This is a genomic window from Microbacterium hanjuni, from assembly GCF_043556395.1.
In the GTDB taxonomy this organism is placed as follows: domain Bacteria; phylum Actinomycetota; class Actinomycetes; order Actinomycetales; family Microbacteriaceae; genus Microbacterium.
The window spans coordinates 41,803-57,244 of the sequence record NZ_JBIGIK010000003.1 but is presented as its reverse complement, the minus strand read 5'-3'; the positions used below and the strand labels follow the sequence as shown (position 1 = coordinate 57,244).

Genomic DNA, 15,442 nt, shown 5'->3' with positions numbered 1-15,442 from the left:
AGGAGGCTCGCAGCTCGTGATGAGAAGTATGGGCATAAGTTTCATAGCTTCTCAACCAGGCGGAACTTTTCTTCACACGCGTGTAACAATGGCGAGGTGACCGAGATCGGGGCGATCCTGGCGAACGCGCAGGCGTCGCAGCATCCGTCGTTCTCCGGAGCGTCGGTGCTCGTGGCCGTGGGCGGCGAGGTGGTCACCCACGACAGCGTCGGCGTGACCGCGCGCTATGCCGATGACGTCGGCGCCCCCTTCACGGGGGCCGTCGGCCCGGTCAACAGCGACACCGTCTTCGACCTGGCGTCGATCACGAAGGTCTTCACCGCGATCGCCACCCTCACCGCGCTGCACGAACGGGGCCTGGGGGTGCACACCACCGTGGCCGAGGTGCTGCCCGAGTTCCGCGGCGATGACACCCTCTCCGCCATCACCGTGGCCCAGTTGCTCTCGCACACCGCCGGCTTCCCGCCGGATTGGCGCTACCCCGACGCTTCGACCGGCCGGGCTCCTGATCCGGCCGATGCGTGGCGGTCGTTCCGTCGGGTGCGCCCGATCGAGCGACCCGGGGCGCACTACACCTACTCGTGCGTCGGATACCTCTGGGCGGGTCTGTTCACCGAGGCGCTGACCGGCGACGGTCTCGACGTGGTGGTGCGCCGCACCCTGACCGGACCGCTCGGCCTCGACGACGTGGTCTTCGCACCCCGCCGGCAACCGGGTTTCGACCCCGCCCGAATCGCCGCGACGGAGTTCCAGCGAGAGCCCGCGCGGGGCCTGGTGCACGGCGAGGTGCACGACGAAGCCGCGTGGGCGCTCGGCGGGGTCACCGGCAACGCGGGGCTGTTCGGCTCGGCCCGGTCGCTGCTCGCCGTCGCCGAGCTGCTGCGCACGGGCGGGTGGTCGGGTTCCCGGCGCATCCTCGCCCCCGAGGTCGTCGGCGCTCTGACGACCGACGCGCTGACCGCCGACGTCGGTCGTCGGCCGGCATTCGGGCAGGCACTCGGGCCCCGGATCGCCGACGCGGACTGGATGGGGATGCTGGCCGACGCGGGCGCGATCGGGCACACGGGCTTCACCGGCACGAGCATGCTCACCGTGCCGGGCGGCGAGGTGTCCTTGATAATCTTGACCAACCGTGTGCACCCGTCCAGGGCGTGGCCAGGACTCGGTGACCTGCGTCGTCGCATCGCCGACGTGGCCGCGCGAGCCTAGGAGCCCCGGATGCGCACCGATGTGTTCGTCGCCGTCACGCAGCGGTTGCCGTCGCTGAGCCCCGCCGAGCGCCGTCTCGCGGAGAAGGTGCTCGAAGAGCCTTCGATCGTGGTCTCCTCGACGATCAGCGCGCTCGCCGTGGTCTGCGACACCTCGCAGGCGACCGTCGCCCGATTCTGCAAGACCCTCGGTTTCAGCGGGTACAAGGAGTTCCGCATGGCGATCGCCTCGGCGATCAGCCGCGAAGAGACCTCTCGCGACCAGTTCCGAGTGGCCGACGCCGACATCTCACCCGACGACAGCGCCGTCGAGGTGGTGACGAAGGTGGCGTACCAGGAAGCGCGGGCCATCGAGGAAACCGCCCGCTCCCTCGATCTGGACGCCCTCGACGCCGCGGTAGCAGCTCTCCGCTCCGCGTCGCGGATAGAGATCTTCGGGGTGGCCTCGAGCGGGCTCACGGCGCAGGACCTGCATCTCAAGCTGCACCGCATCGGGCTGAGCTCGTACTGCTGGGTCGACACGCACCTCGCGCTGACCTCAGTGGCCCTCGCGCGCCCCGGCAGCGTCGCGATCGGAATCTCGCATTCCGGGCTCGCGGCGGAGACGAACGAGGTGCTGCAGATCGCGCGTCGCGCCGGCGCGATGACCATCGCGCTGACCAACTTCCCGCACTCGCCCATCGGTGAGACCGCCGAGCTGGTGCTGGCCACCAGCGTGCGCGAGAACCGCTTCCGCTCGGGTGCGATGTCTTCTCGCATCGCCCAGATGGCGCTGGTGGACTTCCTCGTGGTGCGCCTTCTGCAGGGCAGCATCGACACGGCCAACGAACCCTTGCGCGCCACCTACGACGCCGTCCAGAACCATCGTCTGGACTACTGACGCGCGCTGACCCCCGCGCGCCGCGAATCAACACCCCCGTGCTCGAATCAACACCCCGACGCTGCGCCGCAGGGTTGATTCGCGCCGGATCGCAGTGATTCGCTCAGAGCACGTGCGAGTACCAGCGGGTGGCGTTGGAGTTGTCGTTGTAGGGCTCGATCTCGACGTAGCCGGAGCGCGCGTACAGGGCGCCGGCGGCGTCCAGCGTGTGGTGCGTGTCGAGCACCACCTCGGCCGCGCCGAACTCCGCCGCACGCCGCTCGAGGTCGGTCAACAGCATCCGCCCCCACCCGCGGCCGCGGCCGGCGTCGCAGACGTAGAGATGCTTGACCTCGTAGCGCACGCCTTCCGGACCCTCGGGCACCCGGCGGATCCCGCCGCAGCCGACCGGTTCCTCGCCGTCGTACAGCACAACGAAGACACCGTCCGGTTCGGTGAAGGTCGCCGGGTCCGGGAAGGCCGTGCGGTACGTGCCGCCGGGAAAGATCGACGCGCGCAGCGCGAAGTATTCCTGCAACAACCCGTGTGCGTCGGGCTCATCGACGGCGACGGGGCGGATCTCGGTCATGCCTCGAGGCTAGCGCCGTAGGCTGGGGGGATGACGACGCGCGTGACCATCGTGGGCGGTACGGGCAAGCTCGGCAGCGTGATCCGCGACGTCGCGGACGCCGAACCCGGGTTCGAGGTCGTCGCGGTGCTGACCTCCCGCTCGGACCTCGACGAGATGGTGGGCTCCGACTTGGTGGTGGATGCTTCCACCACCGCCGTCTCGATCGACGTGGTCCGAGCCGCGATCGCGCACGGGATCAACCTGCTCGTCGGCACGTCCGGATGGTCGGATGAGCGCATCGCGCAGATCCGCCCGCTGGTGGCCAAGGCCGGCACCGGCGCCGTCTTCATCCCGAACTTCTCGCTGGGCTCGGTCATCGGCAGCGCGCTCGCCGCGGTGGCCGCACCCTTCTTCCCCTCGATCGAGATCGTCGAAGCGCACCGCGACACCAAGGTCGATTCGCCCAGCGGCACCGCGGTGCGAACGGCCGAACTGATCGCCGCCGCGCGCGACAAGGCAGGTCCGGTGGCTTCGCCCCACGCCGACCAGCGGGCCCGCGGCCAGCAGGTCGCGAGCGTGCCGGTGCATTCGCTGCGCCGCCCCGGAGTGATCGCCCGTCAAGAGGTCGTGCTGTCGGGGCCGGGGGAGTCGCTGACCATCGTGCACGACACGATCGATCCGGCCCTCGCCTACGCCCCGGGCATCCGCATCGCACTGGCAGCGGCCCGCGATGCCCGCGGCGTCGTGGTCGGACTCGACAGCTTCATCGACATCGGCGTGCGCACGCCGCGGGAGCGCGCGGTCGCCGCCGTCGAGGACGACGCGGTCACCGGACAGGTCGCCGGAGTCACCCTCCTGTGAAGGCGCGTTCGGGCGTCGCCCTGATGGCGGTGCTGCTGCTGTTGTACATCGGTCTCGCCGGCCAACGCGCCTGGGTGCTGATCACCACGGGGGATCCGGTCGCGATCGCTCTCGGGTGCGCGCTCATCGTGCTGCCCGTGATCGCCGTCTGGGCCCTCGGGCGTGAGCTCTGGTTCGGGGTGCGCGCGCAGCGCCTCGGCGAGAAGCTCGAGGCACAGGGGGAGCTGCCTGCCGACCGCGTCGCGGTGCGCCCGAGCGGACGGGTGCTGCGCGACGATGCCGACGCCGTCTTCCCCGGATACCGCGCGGCCGTCGAGCAGCATCCCGAGGACTGGCGGTCCTGGTACCGCCTGGGACTGGCGTACGACGCGGCCGGCGACCGCCGACGTGCGCGCTCGGCCATCCGCACGGCGATCTCCCGCGAAGCGGCGTCCCGCCAGGGCGGAGACCGCTCGGGCGGCGGGCCCGCCCGCGGCTGAGACCGCTCAGGCGGCGGGCACAGCCGCGGCGACCGCTTCTTCGACGGTCGACTGCTCGAAGCGGAACCCGGTGCGCTCCAGCACCTCCGGCACGACGTAGGCGTTCGTGGTGAGCAGCGCCTCGGTAGCGTCGGAGCCGAGTACGAGCTTGACCGCCCAGATCGGTGCGCGCAGCAGGAAGGGGCGGTGCATCCGCATCGCGAGGGCGAAACCGAGGTCGTTCGCCGTCGCCCGGGTGGGTCCGCTCAGATTCACCGGACCGTCGATGTCGTTGTCGATGACGTGCCGGATCGCCCGCACCTCGTCGACGAGGGAGATCCACGGCCACACCTGCGTGCCGCGACCGATCGGACCCGAGACGCCGAGCTTCGTCAGCAGCATGAGTGGCTTCAGCACGCCCTTCTCGTCCACCACGGGTGCGGTGCGCAGCATCGCGATGCGGGTGTGGGATCCGGCCGTGCGCGCCGCCGCCTCCCATTCCCCGGTGAGGTCGGCGAGGAATCCCTCGCCGCGCGGCGAGGCCTCGGTGAGGCGCACGCCCGGGGCGGAGCCGTAGTAGCCGACGGCTGATCCGCTGACGAAGGCGGGAGCCGCGTCACCCAGCTCGCGCAGGGCGGTCGCGAGAGTGCGCGTGGGAGTGATCCGCGACCACAGCAGCGTGCTCTTGTAGCTGCGCGTCCAGGGGAACCGGCCGATGCTCGCGCCGTTCAGGCACACCACCGCCGAAGCCCCCTCGAGGATGCCGGGCGCCAGGGGCGCAGCATCCGTCAGCCACTGCACCTCGTGCTCGTTCTGCGGGGGACGGCGGACGAGGGTGGTGACCTCGACGCCGTCGGCGCGCAGTGATTCCACGAGCGCCGTGCCGATGAGACCGGAGGCCCCCGCGACGACGACGCGACCGCTGTCAGGCAAGCGTGGCCTCGAGGGTGATGTCGATGCCGGCGAGGGCCTGCGACACGGGGCAGTTGGCCTTGGCGTCCTGGGCGATGCGGTCGAAGGTCTCAGCGTCGATTCCGGGGACCACGGCGTTCACGTTGAGGTGGCTGCCGGTGATTCCGGTGCCCGGCTTGAAGGTGACGGATGCTGTGGCGTCGACCGACGTCGGCGGGGTGCCGTTCTGGGACAGCGCATTGGAGAGCGCCATGCTGAAGCAGGCGGAGTGGGCGGCGGCGAGCAGTTCTTCCGGCGTCGTCACGGAGTTCGAGCCTTCGCTGCGGGCCTTCCAGTTGACGTCGAAGGTGCCGGCCCCCGAGGAGGTCAGGGCGACGGTTCCGGAGCCGTCGAGGAGGCTCCCCTTCCAAGCGGTGCGGGCTTCGCTCGTGACGGTCATGACTGCCTCCTGGGATACGGCACGCCGGTTCATGGCGCGCGGCGCCAGCCTATCCCCGCCCCCTGACGAGCGGGACGGCTCGACAGGTATCGGGGGGAGTGGTAGCGGCGCTCAGGCGGGGCGGACGCGTCCGATGACGCCGCCGCGCTGCAGCAGCAGGTAGAGCTGGCAGCCGAGGCACAGTCCGAAGGCGGCGTTGAGGAATGCCGCGACGAAGGCGAAGGCGGCTGCGATCGGGAGCGCCCAGGGCAGGCCGATCAGGTGCAGCGCGAGTCCGGCGGTGGTCACGAACAGTCCGACACCCTGGGCGAAGCGCGGCGGACGCGGATCCTCGCGTTCGACGGGCGGCGCGAGGCGCGGTTGCACGACCCGGCGGTACAGCACGCTCCACGGCGCGGTGCGCGGGGAGACCACGCCCCAGACGAAGACCAGCGCGATGACCACCAGGAGGAGGAACGCCGGATCGGTGACGCGCTGGGCGAGTGAGACGCTCGGCAGCGCCCAGGCTCCGGCCACGAAGGCGAAATCGCCGTCGGGAAGGTAGGAGCTGCTCCCGAGTCGGGCGGTGGAGAGCCCGGTCAGACCGATGATGACGTCGACCGCGAGCAGGACGGCCGTGATGGCGGCGGCGAACCGCGGTCCGCGCGGATCGATGCCGCGCGGGCGGGCGTCAGACATCGGCCGTGACTCCGCGGAGGCGGGTGAGTTCGAGCTCGACCACTTCGCGGTTGGGCACCCCGCCGATGCGGGACTGAACGGCGCCGCGCCGGTCGAGGATGAGGGTGGTCGGAGTCTGCAGCACGTGGAAGTGCTTCGCGATGTCGGGGCGGTGCGTGAGGTCGACGTCGAGGTGGCGGACGCCGTCGTGGGCCGCCGCGATCGAGGAGAGGCTCCGATGCACGCCCGGGCAGCGCGAGCACAGCTCGGTGCTGAACTGCAGCAGGGTGGCTTCCTCGCCCAGCCCTTCGGCACCGAGGCGCTCGGGCACGACGACCTCGTGGGCGGCGGTGTGGCGCACGCGTCCGGCACGGCGTCGCGCCGCGAATCCCGCACCGAGCGTCACCGCGACGAGCGCGGCGAAGACGAGGAGAGCGGAGGTGAGGGTCACAACAGCCCAGGCTAACCGGTGTATCCGGGGGGCCGCTCCGTTCACGGGAAGATGACACCGCATGACCCGCGCGGTTTCGTCCGGATAAGGTGGCAGGCGTGAGCGACGCCGAGGCCCCCGAGATCCAGTTCCGCAGCGACATGACGGTGGAGCTGGTGCGCTCCAGCGCGAGTGACTCGGACGTGCTGTTCGCCGCCAGGGTGTCGACCCAGGGTGAGCTGACGCTGGATCAGGCACAGGCCGGCACCGAGGCCACGGCGCGCGACCGCGGGCTCATCAACTACCTCATGCGCGACCGGCACGGCTCTCCCTTCGAGCACAACTCGATGACGTTCTACGTGCAGGCGCCGATCTTCGTCTTCCGCGAGTTCATGCGGCACCGCATCGCCTCGTACAACGAAGAGTCCGGTCGTTACCGCGAGCTGCTCCCGGTGTTCTACTTACCGGCCCCCGAGCGCAATCTGCTGCAGGTGGGAAAGCCCGGCGCCTACGAATTCCTCCCCGGCACTCCCGCTCAGCACGCCCTCGTCGACACCGCGACGCGGGACGCCTCGGAGTTCGCCTTCCACGCGTACCAACGGATGCTGGAGGCCGGGGTGGCGCGCGAAGTCGCACGCATCGTGCTGCCGCTCAACATCTACTCCTCGATGTACGTGACGATGAACGCGCGCTCGCTGATGAACTTCCTGTCCCTGCGCACCAAGGTCGAGGGAACGTACTTCCCCTCCTTCCCGCAGCGCGAGATCGAGATGTGCGCCGAGCAGATGGAGGCGATCTGGACCGAGCTCATGCCGCTCACCCACGCCGCCTTCAACGCCAACGGCCGCGTCTCCCCCTGATCGCCCCATGACCAGGACGGCGTTGATCACCGGGGCAAGCTCCGGCCTGGGCGCCGAGTTCGCCCGGCAGCTGGCCGCTCGCGGAATGGACCTCGTGCTGGTCGCGCGGGACCGTTCGGCGCTCGATGCGGTGGCGAACGAGGTGCGCGCGGCCCACGCCGTCGAGGTTGAGGTCCTCGCCGCCGATCTGCTCGACCCCGAGCAGCGCGACACCGTCGTGTCTCGTGCGGCCGATCCGCAGCATCCGATCGACATGCTCGTCGACAACGCCGGCTTCGGGCTGTCGCTCGCTTTCGAGGACACCCCGGTCGAGGACGAAGTGCGTCACCTGGCCCTGCACGTCGAGGTTCCGCTGCGCCTGATGCGCGCGGTGCTGCCGGGCATGCTGGCGCGGGGGAGCGGGCGCATCATCAACGTCGCCTCGGTCGCGGGCTTCGTGCCGCGCGGCACCTATGGCGCGGCGAAGGCGTGGCTGCTCAGTTTCAGCCGGTGGGCGAACGTGCGCTATCGCGGCGACGGGGTCACCGTCACCGCCGTCGCGCCGGGCTTCGTGCACACCAACTTCCACGAGCGTCTCGGGCTGCCGCCGGGCCAGGAGGGTGTTCCGCGCGGGATGTGGCTGAACGCCCCTGACGTCGTGGCGGAGGCGCTGCGTGATGCCGCCCGCGGGCGATCGGTGTCGATCCCCTCGCTGCGGTACAAGGTGCTGGTCGCCCTGTCGCGGGTGCTTCCCGACCGCATCGTGGCGGGCCTGGGCGAGCGCGGCCGCTGACCGCGAATCCATAGCCCCGTGCTTGAATCCATGCCCCAGCGCTGCGCTTCGATGTGGATCGGTGCGTCGAAGCGTTGATTCGAGACGAGCGGATGCTGCAAAAGGCCGCCCGCCGGGCGATCAGCCCGGGCAACCCCGGACCGATAACCTAGAAGTATGACGCACACGGGCAATCCTTTCGGACAGGTGCTCGTCGCGCTCGTCACGCCGATGACGGCCGACGGTGAGGTCGATTGGGCCGCCACCGAGAAGCACATCGAATCCGTCATCTCCGCCGGCGCCGACGGCATCGTGGTCACCGGGACCACCGGCGAGACCTCGACCCTCACCGACGCCGAGAAGCTCCGCCTCGTCGAGGTCGGCAAGGACGTCGCAGCGGGCCGCGCGAAGATCATCACCGGCGGCGGCTCGAACGAGACCGCCCACGCGATCGAGCTCTACCGCGCCAGCGAGAAGGCCGGCGCCGACGGCATCATGATCGTCACGCCGTACTACAACAAGCCCACCCAGGCGGGCATCCTCACGCACTTCCGCCTGGTCGCCGACGCCACCGACCTGCCGGTCATCCTGTACGACATCCCCGGCCGCACCGGTGTGCCCATCAAGTACGAGACGATCCTGCGGCTCGCGAAGCACCCCAACATCCTGGCGATCAAAGACGCCAAGGGCGACTTCAGCGAGGTCAGCCGCGTGCTGAACCAGACCGACCTGATGTACTTCTCCGGCGACGACGCGAACGTGCTGCCCCACCTCGCGATCGGGGCGTCCGGGCTCATCGGGGTGACCGCGAACATCGCGGCCGCCCCCTACCGCACCATCATCGACGCGGTGAACCGGGGCGACCTCGCCACCGCCACCGCCGAGCACCGCCGGCTCGAGCCGCTCGTGCGCGCCGTCATGACGCACGTGCCGGGCACCGTCTCGGCGAAGTACATCCTGCACGGCCTCGGCCGTATCTCCAGCCCCCGCGTGCGCCTGCCGCTCGTGGGACCGGAGGAGTGGGAGGCCGCCGCCATCGAGGACGAGCTCGCTCTGGTCCGCGGGGTCGCGGGTGCCGACTTCTCCAACTTCCGCCCGGACCGCAACGCCGCCGCCGGCGGCGCGCTGCCGAAGGTGCACGGAACCACACGCTGAGCACGACCCGCCTGTCACCGGGCGGCACCATCACGCCGCGCCCTGCGCGGCACCAAGACCGGACTCCGTCACCGCGGCTGTCCTGAGGAGGCCACACATGCCCACCACCGTTTACTCCCCGCCCGCGCTCGCGCCCGGCACACTCCGCGTCTACCCCCTGGGCGGTCTCGGCGAGATCGGGCGCAACATGACCGTGTTCGAATACGAGGGAAAGCTGCTCATCGTCGACTGCGGCGTGCTGTTCCCCGAGGAGCACCAGCCCGGGGTCGACCTGATCCTCCCCGACTTCGAACCGATCAAGGATCGCCTCGACGACATCGTCGCCGTCGTGCTCACCCACGGCCACGAAGACCACATCGGCGCGGTGCCCTACCTCCTCAAGCGCAAGGGCGACATCCCCCTCATCGGCTCGGGCCTGACCCTCGCCCTCGTCGAGGCGAAGCTCAAAGAGCACCGGATCAAGCCCTACACGCTCACGGTGCGCGAAGGCGACCGCGAGCAGGTCGGTCCGTTCAACCTCGAATTCATCGCCGTCAACCACTCCATCCCCGACGCGCTCGCCGTGGCGATCCGCACCCCCGCCGGCCTCGTGCTCGCCACGGGCGACTTCAAGATGGACCAGCTGCCGCTCGACGGCCGCATCACCGACCTCCGCTCCTTCGCGCGCCTCGGCGAGGAGGGCGTCGACCTCTTCCTCGTCGACTCCACCAACGCGGACGTGCCCGGGTTCACCCCCACCGAGCGCAGCATCGGACCGGTGCTCGACCAGGTCATCGCGAAGGCCCCTCGCCGCGTCATCGTCGCAAGCTTCTCCAGTCACGTGCACCGCGTGCAGCAGGTGTTGGATGCTGCGGCCGCCAACGGTCGTCGAGTCGCCCTGCTCGGACGCAGCATGGTGCGCAACATGACGATCGCCGAGGAACTCGGATACCTGCACGTGCCCGAGGGCATCCTCATCGATTACAAGAAGGCCCGCGACCTGCCCGACGACAAGATCGTCTACATGTCGACCGGTTCGCAGGGTGAGCCGATGGCCGTGCTCAGCCGCATGGCGAACCTCGACCACGAGATCGAGCCCGGACCCGGCGACACCGTCATCCTCGCCTCCAGCCTCATCCCCGGCAACGAGAACGCCGTCTACCGCGTCATCGACGGGCTGACCAAGCTCGGCGCGACCGTCGTGCACAAGGGCAACGCCAAGGTGCACGTCTCGGGCCACGCCGCCGCGGGTGAACTCACCTACGTCTACAACATCCTGCAGCCGCGCAACGTGCTGCCCATCCACGGCGAGTACCGCCACCTCACGGCCAACGCTCGGCTGGCCCAGGAGACCGGCGTCCCCGTCGAGCGCACGATCCTCGGCGAGAACGGCACCGTCGTCGACCTCCGCGACGGGGTGGCGACGGTCGTCGGCCAGCTCGACATCGGTTTCGTCTACGTCGACGGCTCGACCGTGGGCGAGATCACCGACGCCGACCTCAAGGACCGCCGGATCCTCGGCGAAGAGGGGTTCATCTCCGTCATCGTCGTCGTGGACTCCGCGACCGGCAAGGTCATCAGCGGTCCCGAGATCCACGCTCGCGGCTTCGCCGAGCAGGACTCGGTGTTCAACGCCGTCAAGCCGAAGATCACCGCCGCCCTCGCGGAGGCTGCGAAGTCGGGTGTCCGCGACCCGCACGCGCTGTCGCAGATCGTCCGCCGCACGATCGGCCGCTGGGTGAACCAGTCGCTGCGTCGTCGTCCGATGATCATCCCGCTCGTCATCGAGGCGTGATCCATAGAGAGGATGCCGGCGCGCCGGCATCCTCTCGTCCCCGAGCGCTCCGGCGGCCCCGTCGCTAGGATGCCGCCATGCCCGCCTTCGTGCTGCGCGCCGCCCGCCCCTCGGATGGCGCCTTCCTCGCCGACATGGTGGTGGAAGCGGCGAACTGGAGCGGCAAGACGGCGCGACCGCGGCACGAAGTGCTGTCGGCCCCGGACTACCAGCGCTACATCACCGGGTGGCAGCGCCCGGGGGATTCGGGCGTGGTCGCCGAGACCGAGGTCGGCCGTGCGGTCGGTGCCGCGTGGTATCGATTGCTCCCGCGGAGTGACCCGGGGTTCGGATACGTCGGTACGGGCGTGCCCGAACTCATCATCGGCGTGCGCCCCGTCTGGCGCGCCCACGGGCTGGGCCGGAGGCTGCTGCGCCATCTCGCCGACGATGCCCGGGAGCGCGGCTACGCCCGGTTGAGCCTCAGCGTCGAGCGCGACAACTTCGCGCGGGTGCTGTACCGCTCGGAGGGCTTCGCGGTGACCCAGAGCGGTCTCGGCCGCGACACCATGGTCAAGCGCCTGCGCTGATCCCCGCGTCGCTCAGGGCAAACGTCGCCGGGGGCGCCTACCGTGGGGGCATGCCCCGCACCACCTCCTCGACCAGCGGCCGTGCGCCCGCGAAAGGGTCCGCTCGCGCCCGGAAACCCGCGCCCGCGCCCGAGCCGAAGCGTTACGTCGGCGAGAGCGACAAGCCTCCGGTCGTCGTGCGCGCGTGGCTCGGACTCGCCCACGCGGTCGGCGGCATGTTCCGCACCTTCGGTCCGGAGACGCTGGAGAAAGACCAGCGCCGTGACGGCTTCCCGTTCCTGCTCGTGGTGCTCGCTGTCGCGGGTGCGGTCGTGGAGTGGTTCCTCATCGGCACCGACGTCGCCGCGGCGATCAGCGCCTACAGCGTCGGCGGCCTCATCGGTCGCGAGGCCTTCGTGTTCCCCGTCCTGCTGCTGCTGTTGGCCGGATGGCTGTTCCGACACCCCTCGTCCGTTCATGACAACGGGCGCATCGGCATCGGCTTCGCCCTCCTGGTCGTCGCCGTGGCCGGTTTCTGCCACGTGCTCGGCGGCCGACCGCAGCCGAGCTCGGGGCTCGCGACCCTCAGCACCGCCGGCGGGCTGTTCGGGTGGATGGTGGGCGAACCGCTCGCCCTAGTGCTCACCCCGATCGGCGCGGGCATCGTGCTCGCCCTCGTGGCGGCGCTGAGCGTGCTGATCCTCACCAAGACTCCGCCGAACCGCATCGGTGCGCGCCTCGGCGACCTGTACGCATGGATGTTCGGCACCGAGCGGGTCGTGACGGCGACGCCGGATGCCGGCGCTCCGGCCCCCGAGACCGGAGATGACGATCCACGGCCCTGGTGGCGGCGCAACAAGGCCGGCCGCGAGGACGACGCCGACGGCACGCTCGGTTCGCAGGACCTCACCGAACTCCTCACCCCCGGTAAGACGGAGGGCGCGTTCGAACAGGTCTTCACCGCTCCCGAACGGCCGCCCGTGCCTCCCCTCCCGGACGCGCTCACGGAGGTGCTCACGCCGCTCTCGCCGATGGCACAGCCCGGCCGCGGGCTGCGCGAAGACACGGCCATGGACGACACCCTCCTCGAGGAGGAGATGCCCGGCATCTCGGGCCTGGGCGGCGACAGTGCCGGCATGCCGCCGGCCGTGGACTACCGCCTCCCCGCCGTCACCGCGCTGTCCGAGGGCACGCCGCCCAAGGCGCGCTCCGCGGCCAATGACGCGGTCGTGAAGGCGCTCGAGAGCGTGCTGGAGCAGTTCTCCGTCGACGCGCGCGTCACGGGCTTCTCGCGCGGCCCGACCGTCACCCAGTACGAGATCACGCTCGGCTCCGGCGTGAAGGTCGAGCGCATCACCGCCCTCACCAACAACATCGCCTACGCCGTCGCATCGAACGAGGTGCGCATCCTCGCGCCCATTCCGGGCAAGAGCGCGATCGGCATCGAGATCCCCAACGCCGACCGCGAGATGGTCACGCTCGGCGATGTGCTGCGCTCGGGGAATGCGGCGGCCTCCACGCATCCCATGACGATCGGTGTCGGCAAGGACGTGGGTGGCGGCTTCGTCGTCGCGAACCTCGCCAAGATGCCTCACCTCCTCGTCGCCGGATCCACCGGCTCCGGTAAGTCGAGCTTCGTGAACTCGATGATCACGAGCCTGTTGATGAGGGCGAAGCCGTCCGAGGTGCGCATGGTGCTCATCGACCCCAAGCGCGTCGAACTGACGTCCTACGCCGGTGTGCCGCACCTGATCACCCCCATCATCACGAACGCCAAGAAGGCCGCCGAGGCGCTCCAGTGGGTCGTGAAGGAAATGGACATGCGCTACGACGACCTCGCGTCGTTCGGCTACCGCCACATCGACGACTTCAACCGTGCGGTGGTGTCGGGTGACGTGAAGCTCCCCGTCGGCAGTGAGCGCGTGCTCAAGCCGTATCCGTACCTCCTCGTCGTGGTCGATGAGCTCGCCGACCTCATGATGGTCGCACCGCGCGACGTCGAGGATTCGATCGTCCGCATCACCCAGCTCGCCCGAGCGAGCGGGATCCACCTCGTCCTCGCCACGCAGCGCCCCTCGGTCGACGTCGTCACCGGCCTCATCAAGGCCAACGTGCCCTCGCGACTGGCGTTCGCCGTGACGAGTGTCACCGACTCCCGCGTCATCCTCGACCAGCCGGGCGCCGACCGGCTCATCGGCCAGGGCGACGCCCTGTTCCTGCCGATGGGCGCGTCGAAGGCCGTCCGCGTGCAGGGCGCCTGGGTGAGCGAGGCCGAGATCGAGAAGGTCGTCGCCCACGTCACGAACCAGGCACGGCCCGAGTACCGCTCGGACGTGGCGGCCACCGCCGAGAAGAAGGAGATCGACGCCGACATCGGCGACGACCTGGAACTCCTCCTCGCCGCGGCGGAGCTCGTGGTGTCCACGCAGTTCGGATCGACCTCCATGCTGCAGCGCAAGCTGCGCGTCGGCTTCGCGAAGGCGGGGCGCCTGATGGACCTCATGGAATCGCGCGAGATCGTCGGGCCCTCCGAGGGGTCGAAGGCGCGCGACGTGCTCGTCACCAACGAACAGCTGCCGGCGGTCATGGCACGCCTTCGCGGCGACGACGTCCCCGACTCGGGCGACCCGGTCGAGGCGCAGTTCGCGGGTCTCGAAGTGGTCGACGCCGACGACGGCGATGAAGACATGTGGCAGCTGACGGGCCGCGAATGATGGCCGTGCCACGCCAGCTGCCGAACGCGATCACGATCGTGCGCATCCTCTGCGCACCGATCTTCCTGTGGATGCTGCTGGCCGACGACGGTGCCGACGGTGCCCTGCGCTGGTGGGCGGCCGTGCTGTTCATCGTGGCCATCGCCACCGACGGCATCGACGGCTACCTCGCGCGCCGGTACGAGATCGTCACCGACCTCGGCAAGCTCCTCGACCCGATCGCCGACAAGGCCCTCACCGGCGTCGCGTTCGTCGGTCTCAGCATCCTGGGCGAACTGCCCTGGTGGATCACGATCGTCGTGCTCATCCGTGAGATCGGCATCACGGTGTACCGCTTCATCGTCGTCAACGACCATGTCCTCGCTGCGGCGTGGATGGGCAAGCTCAAGACGGTGGCCCAGGCGGTCGCGCTCTCCCTCGCCTTGCTGCCCCTGGCGACCCTGACGGATTCCTCGATCGGGCAGAGCGTCATCTGGTGGGCGAACGTGCTGACCATGACGGCAGCCGTGGTGCTGACGATCGCCAGTGGCATCGACTACCTCGCCTCCGAGCTGCGCGCGGCTCGAGCGCGACGGCGTCCATGATCGATCACCTCCCCGACGATTTCGAGGCGACGCTCGTCCGCGATCCTCAGCAGAGCGCGGCCCGTCTCATCGACCGCTTGGCGGAGCTCGGGTGGAGCGTCGGCGTGGCCGAATCCCTCACCGGTGGACTCGTGGTCTCCGCGCTCGTGGCGGTGCCGGGGGCGTCCCGGGTCGTCCGCGGGGGAGTGGTCGCCTACGACTCCGCCATCAAGCGCTCCCTGTTGGGTGTGGATGCTGCCCTGCTCGACGCGCACGGCGCCGTCCACCCCCGGGTTGCCCGTCAGATGGCCAAGGGCGTGCGTGAGGCGCTCGCGATCGACGGCCGTATCGCCGACGTCGGGATCGCGACCACCGGCATCGCCGGACCCGCCTCCCCCGACGGGCAACCGGTCGGTACCGTGCACGTGGCGATCTCCACCCCGCTGGGCACGCGCGTCGACACTCTGGCGCTCTCGGGGGACCGCGATGCCATCCGCCGGGAGGCGGCTCGAATCGCGATCCGCCGCACTCTCGCGGCGCTGTGAAACCCGATGCGCCCCACCGGGAACAGAACGTGTTTCGCGGTCGTTACATTCGGCGATTCCCACCCATTCCCCAGCGCGCGGGATTAGATTGGCCATCGAGGGTGTTGTACCGTTGTCCACCCGGACAGTCGGTGGAA

Annotated in this window: 17 protein-coding genes; 12 read left to right on the top strand and 5 right to left on the bottom strand. The window is 70.0% G+C overall.

All coding sequences use genetic code 11. The features are described from left to right. Window positions 1–96 precede the first annotated feature (96 nt). Entirely contained in the window at window positions 97–1,209 is a 1,113-nt protein-coding gene (locus ACFXP5_RS12510; RefSeq protein ID WP_394544863.1) for a serine hydrolase domain-containing protein, read from the top strand. A 9-nt stretch (window positions 1,210–1,218) separates the two neighbouring features. Beyond that, window positions 1,219–2,088, top strand: coding sequence for a MurR/RpiR family transcriptional regulator (locus ACFXP5_RS12505; protein WP_394544862.1), 870 nt, complete (start codon window positions 1,219–1,221; stop codon window positions 2,086–2,088). Between the two features lie 103 nt (window positions 2,089–2,191). On the opposite strand, the gene ACFXP5_RS12500 is transcribed toward ACFXP5_RS12505, so the two are convergent. Beyond that, complete coding sequence (locus ACFXP5_RS12500; protein ID WP_394544861.1) at window positions 2,192–2,656, bottom strand: GNAT family N-acetyltransferase; 465 nt, start codon at window positions 2,654–2,656, stop codon at window positions 2,192–2,194. Window positions 2,657–2,686: 30 nt separating this feature from the next. Between ACFXP5_RS12500 and dapB the strand changes: the two genes are divergently transcribed. Further along, window positions 2,687–3,499: a 4-hydroxy-tetrahydrodipicolinate reductase gene (gene dapB / locus ACFXP5_RS12495; protein ID WP_394544860.1), complete on the top strand. Its 813-nt coding sequence runs from the start codon at window positions 2,687–2,689 to the stop codon at window positions 3,497–3,499. After that, window positions 3,496–3,978 carry a tetratricopeptide repeat protein gene (locus ACFXP5_RS12490; protein WP_394544859.1) on the top strand — a complete coding sequence of 161 codons (483 nt, stop codon included), beginning with the start codon at window positions 3,496–3,498 and terminating at the stop codon, window positions 3,976–3,978. The genes dapB and ACFXP5_RS12490 overlap by 4 nt, the downstream gene beginning before the upstream one ends. A gap of 6 nt (window positions 3,979–3,984) precedes the next feature. Here ACFXP5_RS12490 and ACFXP5_RS12485 read toward each other — a convergent pair whose 3' ends face one another. The 4 genes from ACFXP5_RS12485 to ACFXP5_RS12470 form a co-directional block, all read right to left on the bottom strand. Beyond that, window positions 3,985–4,890, bottom strand: coding sequence for a TIGR01777 family oxidoreductase (locus ACFXP5_RS12485; protein ID WP_394544858.1), 906 nt, complete (start codon window positions 4,888–4,890; stop codon window positions 3,985–3,987). Continuing rightward, window positions 4,883–5,308: an OsmC family peroxiredoxin gene (locus ACFXP5_RS12480; RefSeq protein WP_394528737.1), complete on the bottom strand. Its 426-nt coding sequence runs from the start codon at window positions 5,306–5,308 to the stop codon at window positions 4,883–4,885. Before ACFXP5_RS12480 ends, ACFXP5_RS12485 begins: the two co-directional genes overlap by 8 nt. A gap of 111 nt (window positions 5,309–5,419) precedes the next feature. After that, window positions 5,420–5,986: a DUF4395 domain-containing protein gene (locus tag ACFXP5_RS12475; protein ID WP_394544857.1), complete on the bottom strand. Its 567-nt coding sequence runs from the start codon at window positions 5,984–5,986 to the stop codon at window positions 5,420–5,422. After that, entirely contained in the window at window positions 5,979–6,416 is a 438-nt protein-coding gene (locus tag ACFXP5_RS12470) for a TlpA family protein disulfide reductase (protein ID WP_394528735.1), read from the bottom strand. Before ACFXP5_RS12470 ends, ACFXP5_RS12475 begins: the two co-directional genes overlap by 8 nt. Before the next feature lie 140 nt (window positions 6,417–6,556). On the opposite strand from ACFXP5_RS12470, the gene thyX reads away from it, so the two are divergent. The 8 genes from thyX to ACFXP5_RS12430 all read left to right on the top strand — a co-directional run bounded on the left by thyX (window position 6,557) and on the right by ACFXP5_RS12430 (window position 15,305). Beyond that, window positions 6,557–7,255 carry an FAD-dependent thymidylate synthase gene (thyX, locus tag ACFXP5_RS12465; RefSeq protein WP_394545411.1) on the top strand — a complete coding sequence of 233 codons (699 nt, stop codon included), beginning with the start codon at window positions 6,557–6,559 and terminating at the stop codon, window positions 7,253–7,255. Window positions 7,256–7,262: 7 nt separating this feature from the next. Next, window positions 7,263–8,027 carry an SDR family NAD(P)-dependent oxidoreductase gene (locus ACFXP5_RS12460; protein ID WP_394528734.1) on the top strand — a complete coding sequence of 255 codons (765 nt, stop codon included), beginning with the start codon at window positions 7,263–7,265 and terminating at the stop codon, window positions 8,025–8,027. A gap of 156 nt (window positions 8,028–8,183) precedes the next feature. After that, window positions 8,184–9,161, top strand: a complete 978-nt coding sequence (gene dapA / locus ACFXP5_RS12455) for a 4-hydroxy-tetrahydrodipicolinate synthase (RefSeq protein WP_394528733.1) — start codon at window positions 8,184–8,186, stop codon at window positions 9,159–9,161. A gap of 97 nt (window positions 9,162–9,258) precedes the next feature. Further along, entirely contained in the window at window positions 9,259–10,935 is a 1,677-nt protein-coding gene (locus tag ACFXP5_RS12450; protein ID WP_394528732.1) for a ribonuclease J, read from the top strand. Window positions 10,936–11,012: 77 nt separating this feature from the next. Beyond that, window positions 11,013–11,504, top strand: a complete 492-nt coding sequence (locus tag ACFXP5_RS12445; RefSeq protein WP_394544856.1) for a GNAT family N-acetyltransferase — start codon at window positions 11,013–11,015, stop codon at window positions 11,502–11,504. Window positions 11,505–11,554: 50 nt separating this feature from the next. After that, a complete protein-coding gene (locus ACFXP5_RS12440; RefSeq protein ID WP_394544855.1) occupies window positions 11,555–14,197 on the top strand; it encodes an FtsK/SpoIIIE family DNA translocase in 2,643 nt (880 codons plus the stop codon). Beyond that, a complete protein-coding gene (gene pgsA, locus ACFXP5_RS12435) occupies window positions 14,197–14,781 on the top strand; it encodes a CDP-diacylglycerol--glycerol-3-phosphate 3-phosphatidyltransferase (RefSeq protein ID WP_394545409.1) in 585 nt (194 codons plus the stop codon). The genes ACFXP5_RS12440 and pgsA overlap by 1 nt, the downstream gene beginning before the upstream one ends. Continuing rightward, window positions 14,778–15,305, top strand: a complete 528-nt coding sequence (locus ACFXP5_RS12430; protein WP_394528728.1) for a CinA family protein — start codon at window positions 14,778–14,780, stop codon at window positions 15,303–15,305. The genes pgsA and ACFXP5_RS12430 overlap by 4 nt, the downstream gene beginning before the upstream one ends. Window positions 15,306–15,442 lie beyond the last annotated feature (137 nt).

What these genes read in the sequence shown, in the direction of transcription:
- ACFXP5_RS12440 (WP_394544855.1), top strand. Translation starts at nt 11,555, where the DNA reads ATGCCCCGCACCACCTCCTCGACCAGCGGCCGTGCGCCCGCGAAAGGG.
- ACFXP5_RS12430 (WP_394528728.1), top strand. Translation starts at nt 14,778, where the DNA reads ATGATCGATCACCTCCCCGACGATTTCGAGGCGACGCTCGTCCGCGAT.
- ACFXP5_RS12460 (WP_394528734.1), top strand. Translation starts at nt 7,263, where the DNA reads ATGACCAGGACGGCGTTGATCACCGGGGCAAGCTCCGGCCTGGGCGCC.
- dapA (WP_394528733.1), top strand. Translation starts at nt 8,184, where the DNA reads ATGACGCACACGGGCAATCCTTTCGGACAGGTGCTCGTCGCGCTCGTC.
- ACFXP5_RS12475 (WP_394544857.1), bottom strand. Translation starts at nt 5,986, where the DNA reads ATGTCTGACGCCCGCCCGCGCGGCATCGATCCGCGCGGACCGCGGTTC.
- ACFXP5_RS12445 (WP_394544856.1), top strand. Translation starts at nt 11,013, where the DNA reads ATGCCCGCCTTCGTGCTGCGCGCCGCCCGCCCCTCGGATGGCGCCTTC.
- dapB (WP_394544860.1), top strand. Translation starts at nt 2,687, where the DNA reads ATGACGACGCGCGTGACCATCGTGGGCGGTACGGGCAAGCTCGGCAGC.
- ACFXP5_RS12480 (WP_394528737.1), bottom strand. Translation starts at nt 5,308, where the DNA reads ATGACCGTCACGAGCGAAGCCCGCACCGCTTGGAAGGGGAGCCTCCTC.
- ACFXP5_RS12505 (WP_394544862.1), top strand. Translation starts at nt 1,219, where the DNA reads ATGCGCACCGATGTGTTCGTCGCCGTCACGCAGCGGTTGCCGTCGCTG.
- thyX (WP_394545411.1), top strand. Translation starts at nt 6,557, where the DNA reads ATGACGGTGGAGCTGGTGCGCTCCAGCGCGAGTGACTCGGACGTGCTG.
- ACFXP5_RS12450 (WP_394528732.1), top strand. Translation starts at nt 9,259, where the DNA reads ATGCCCACCACCGTTTACTCCCCGCCCGCGCTCGCGCCCGGCACACTC.
- ACFXP5_RS12500 (WP_394544861.1), bottom strand. Translation starts at nt 2,656, where the DNA reads ATGACCGAGATCCGCCCCGTCGCCGTCGATGAGCCCGACGCACACGGG.
- pgsA (WP_394545409.1), top strand. Translation starts at nt 14,197, where the DNA reads ATGGCCGTGCCACGCCAGCTGCCGAACGCGATCACGATCGTGCGCATC.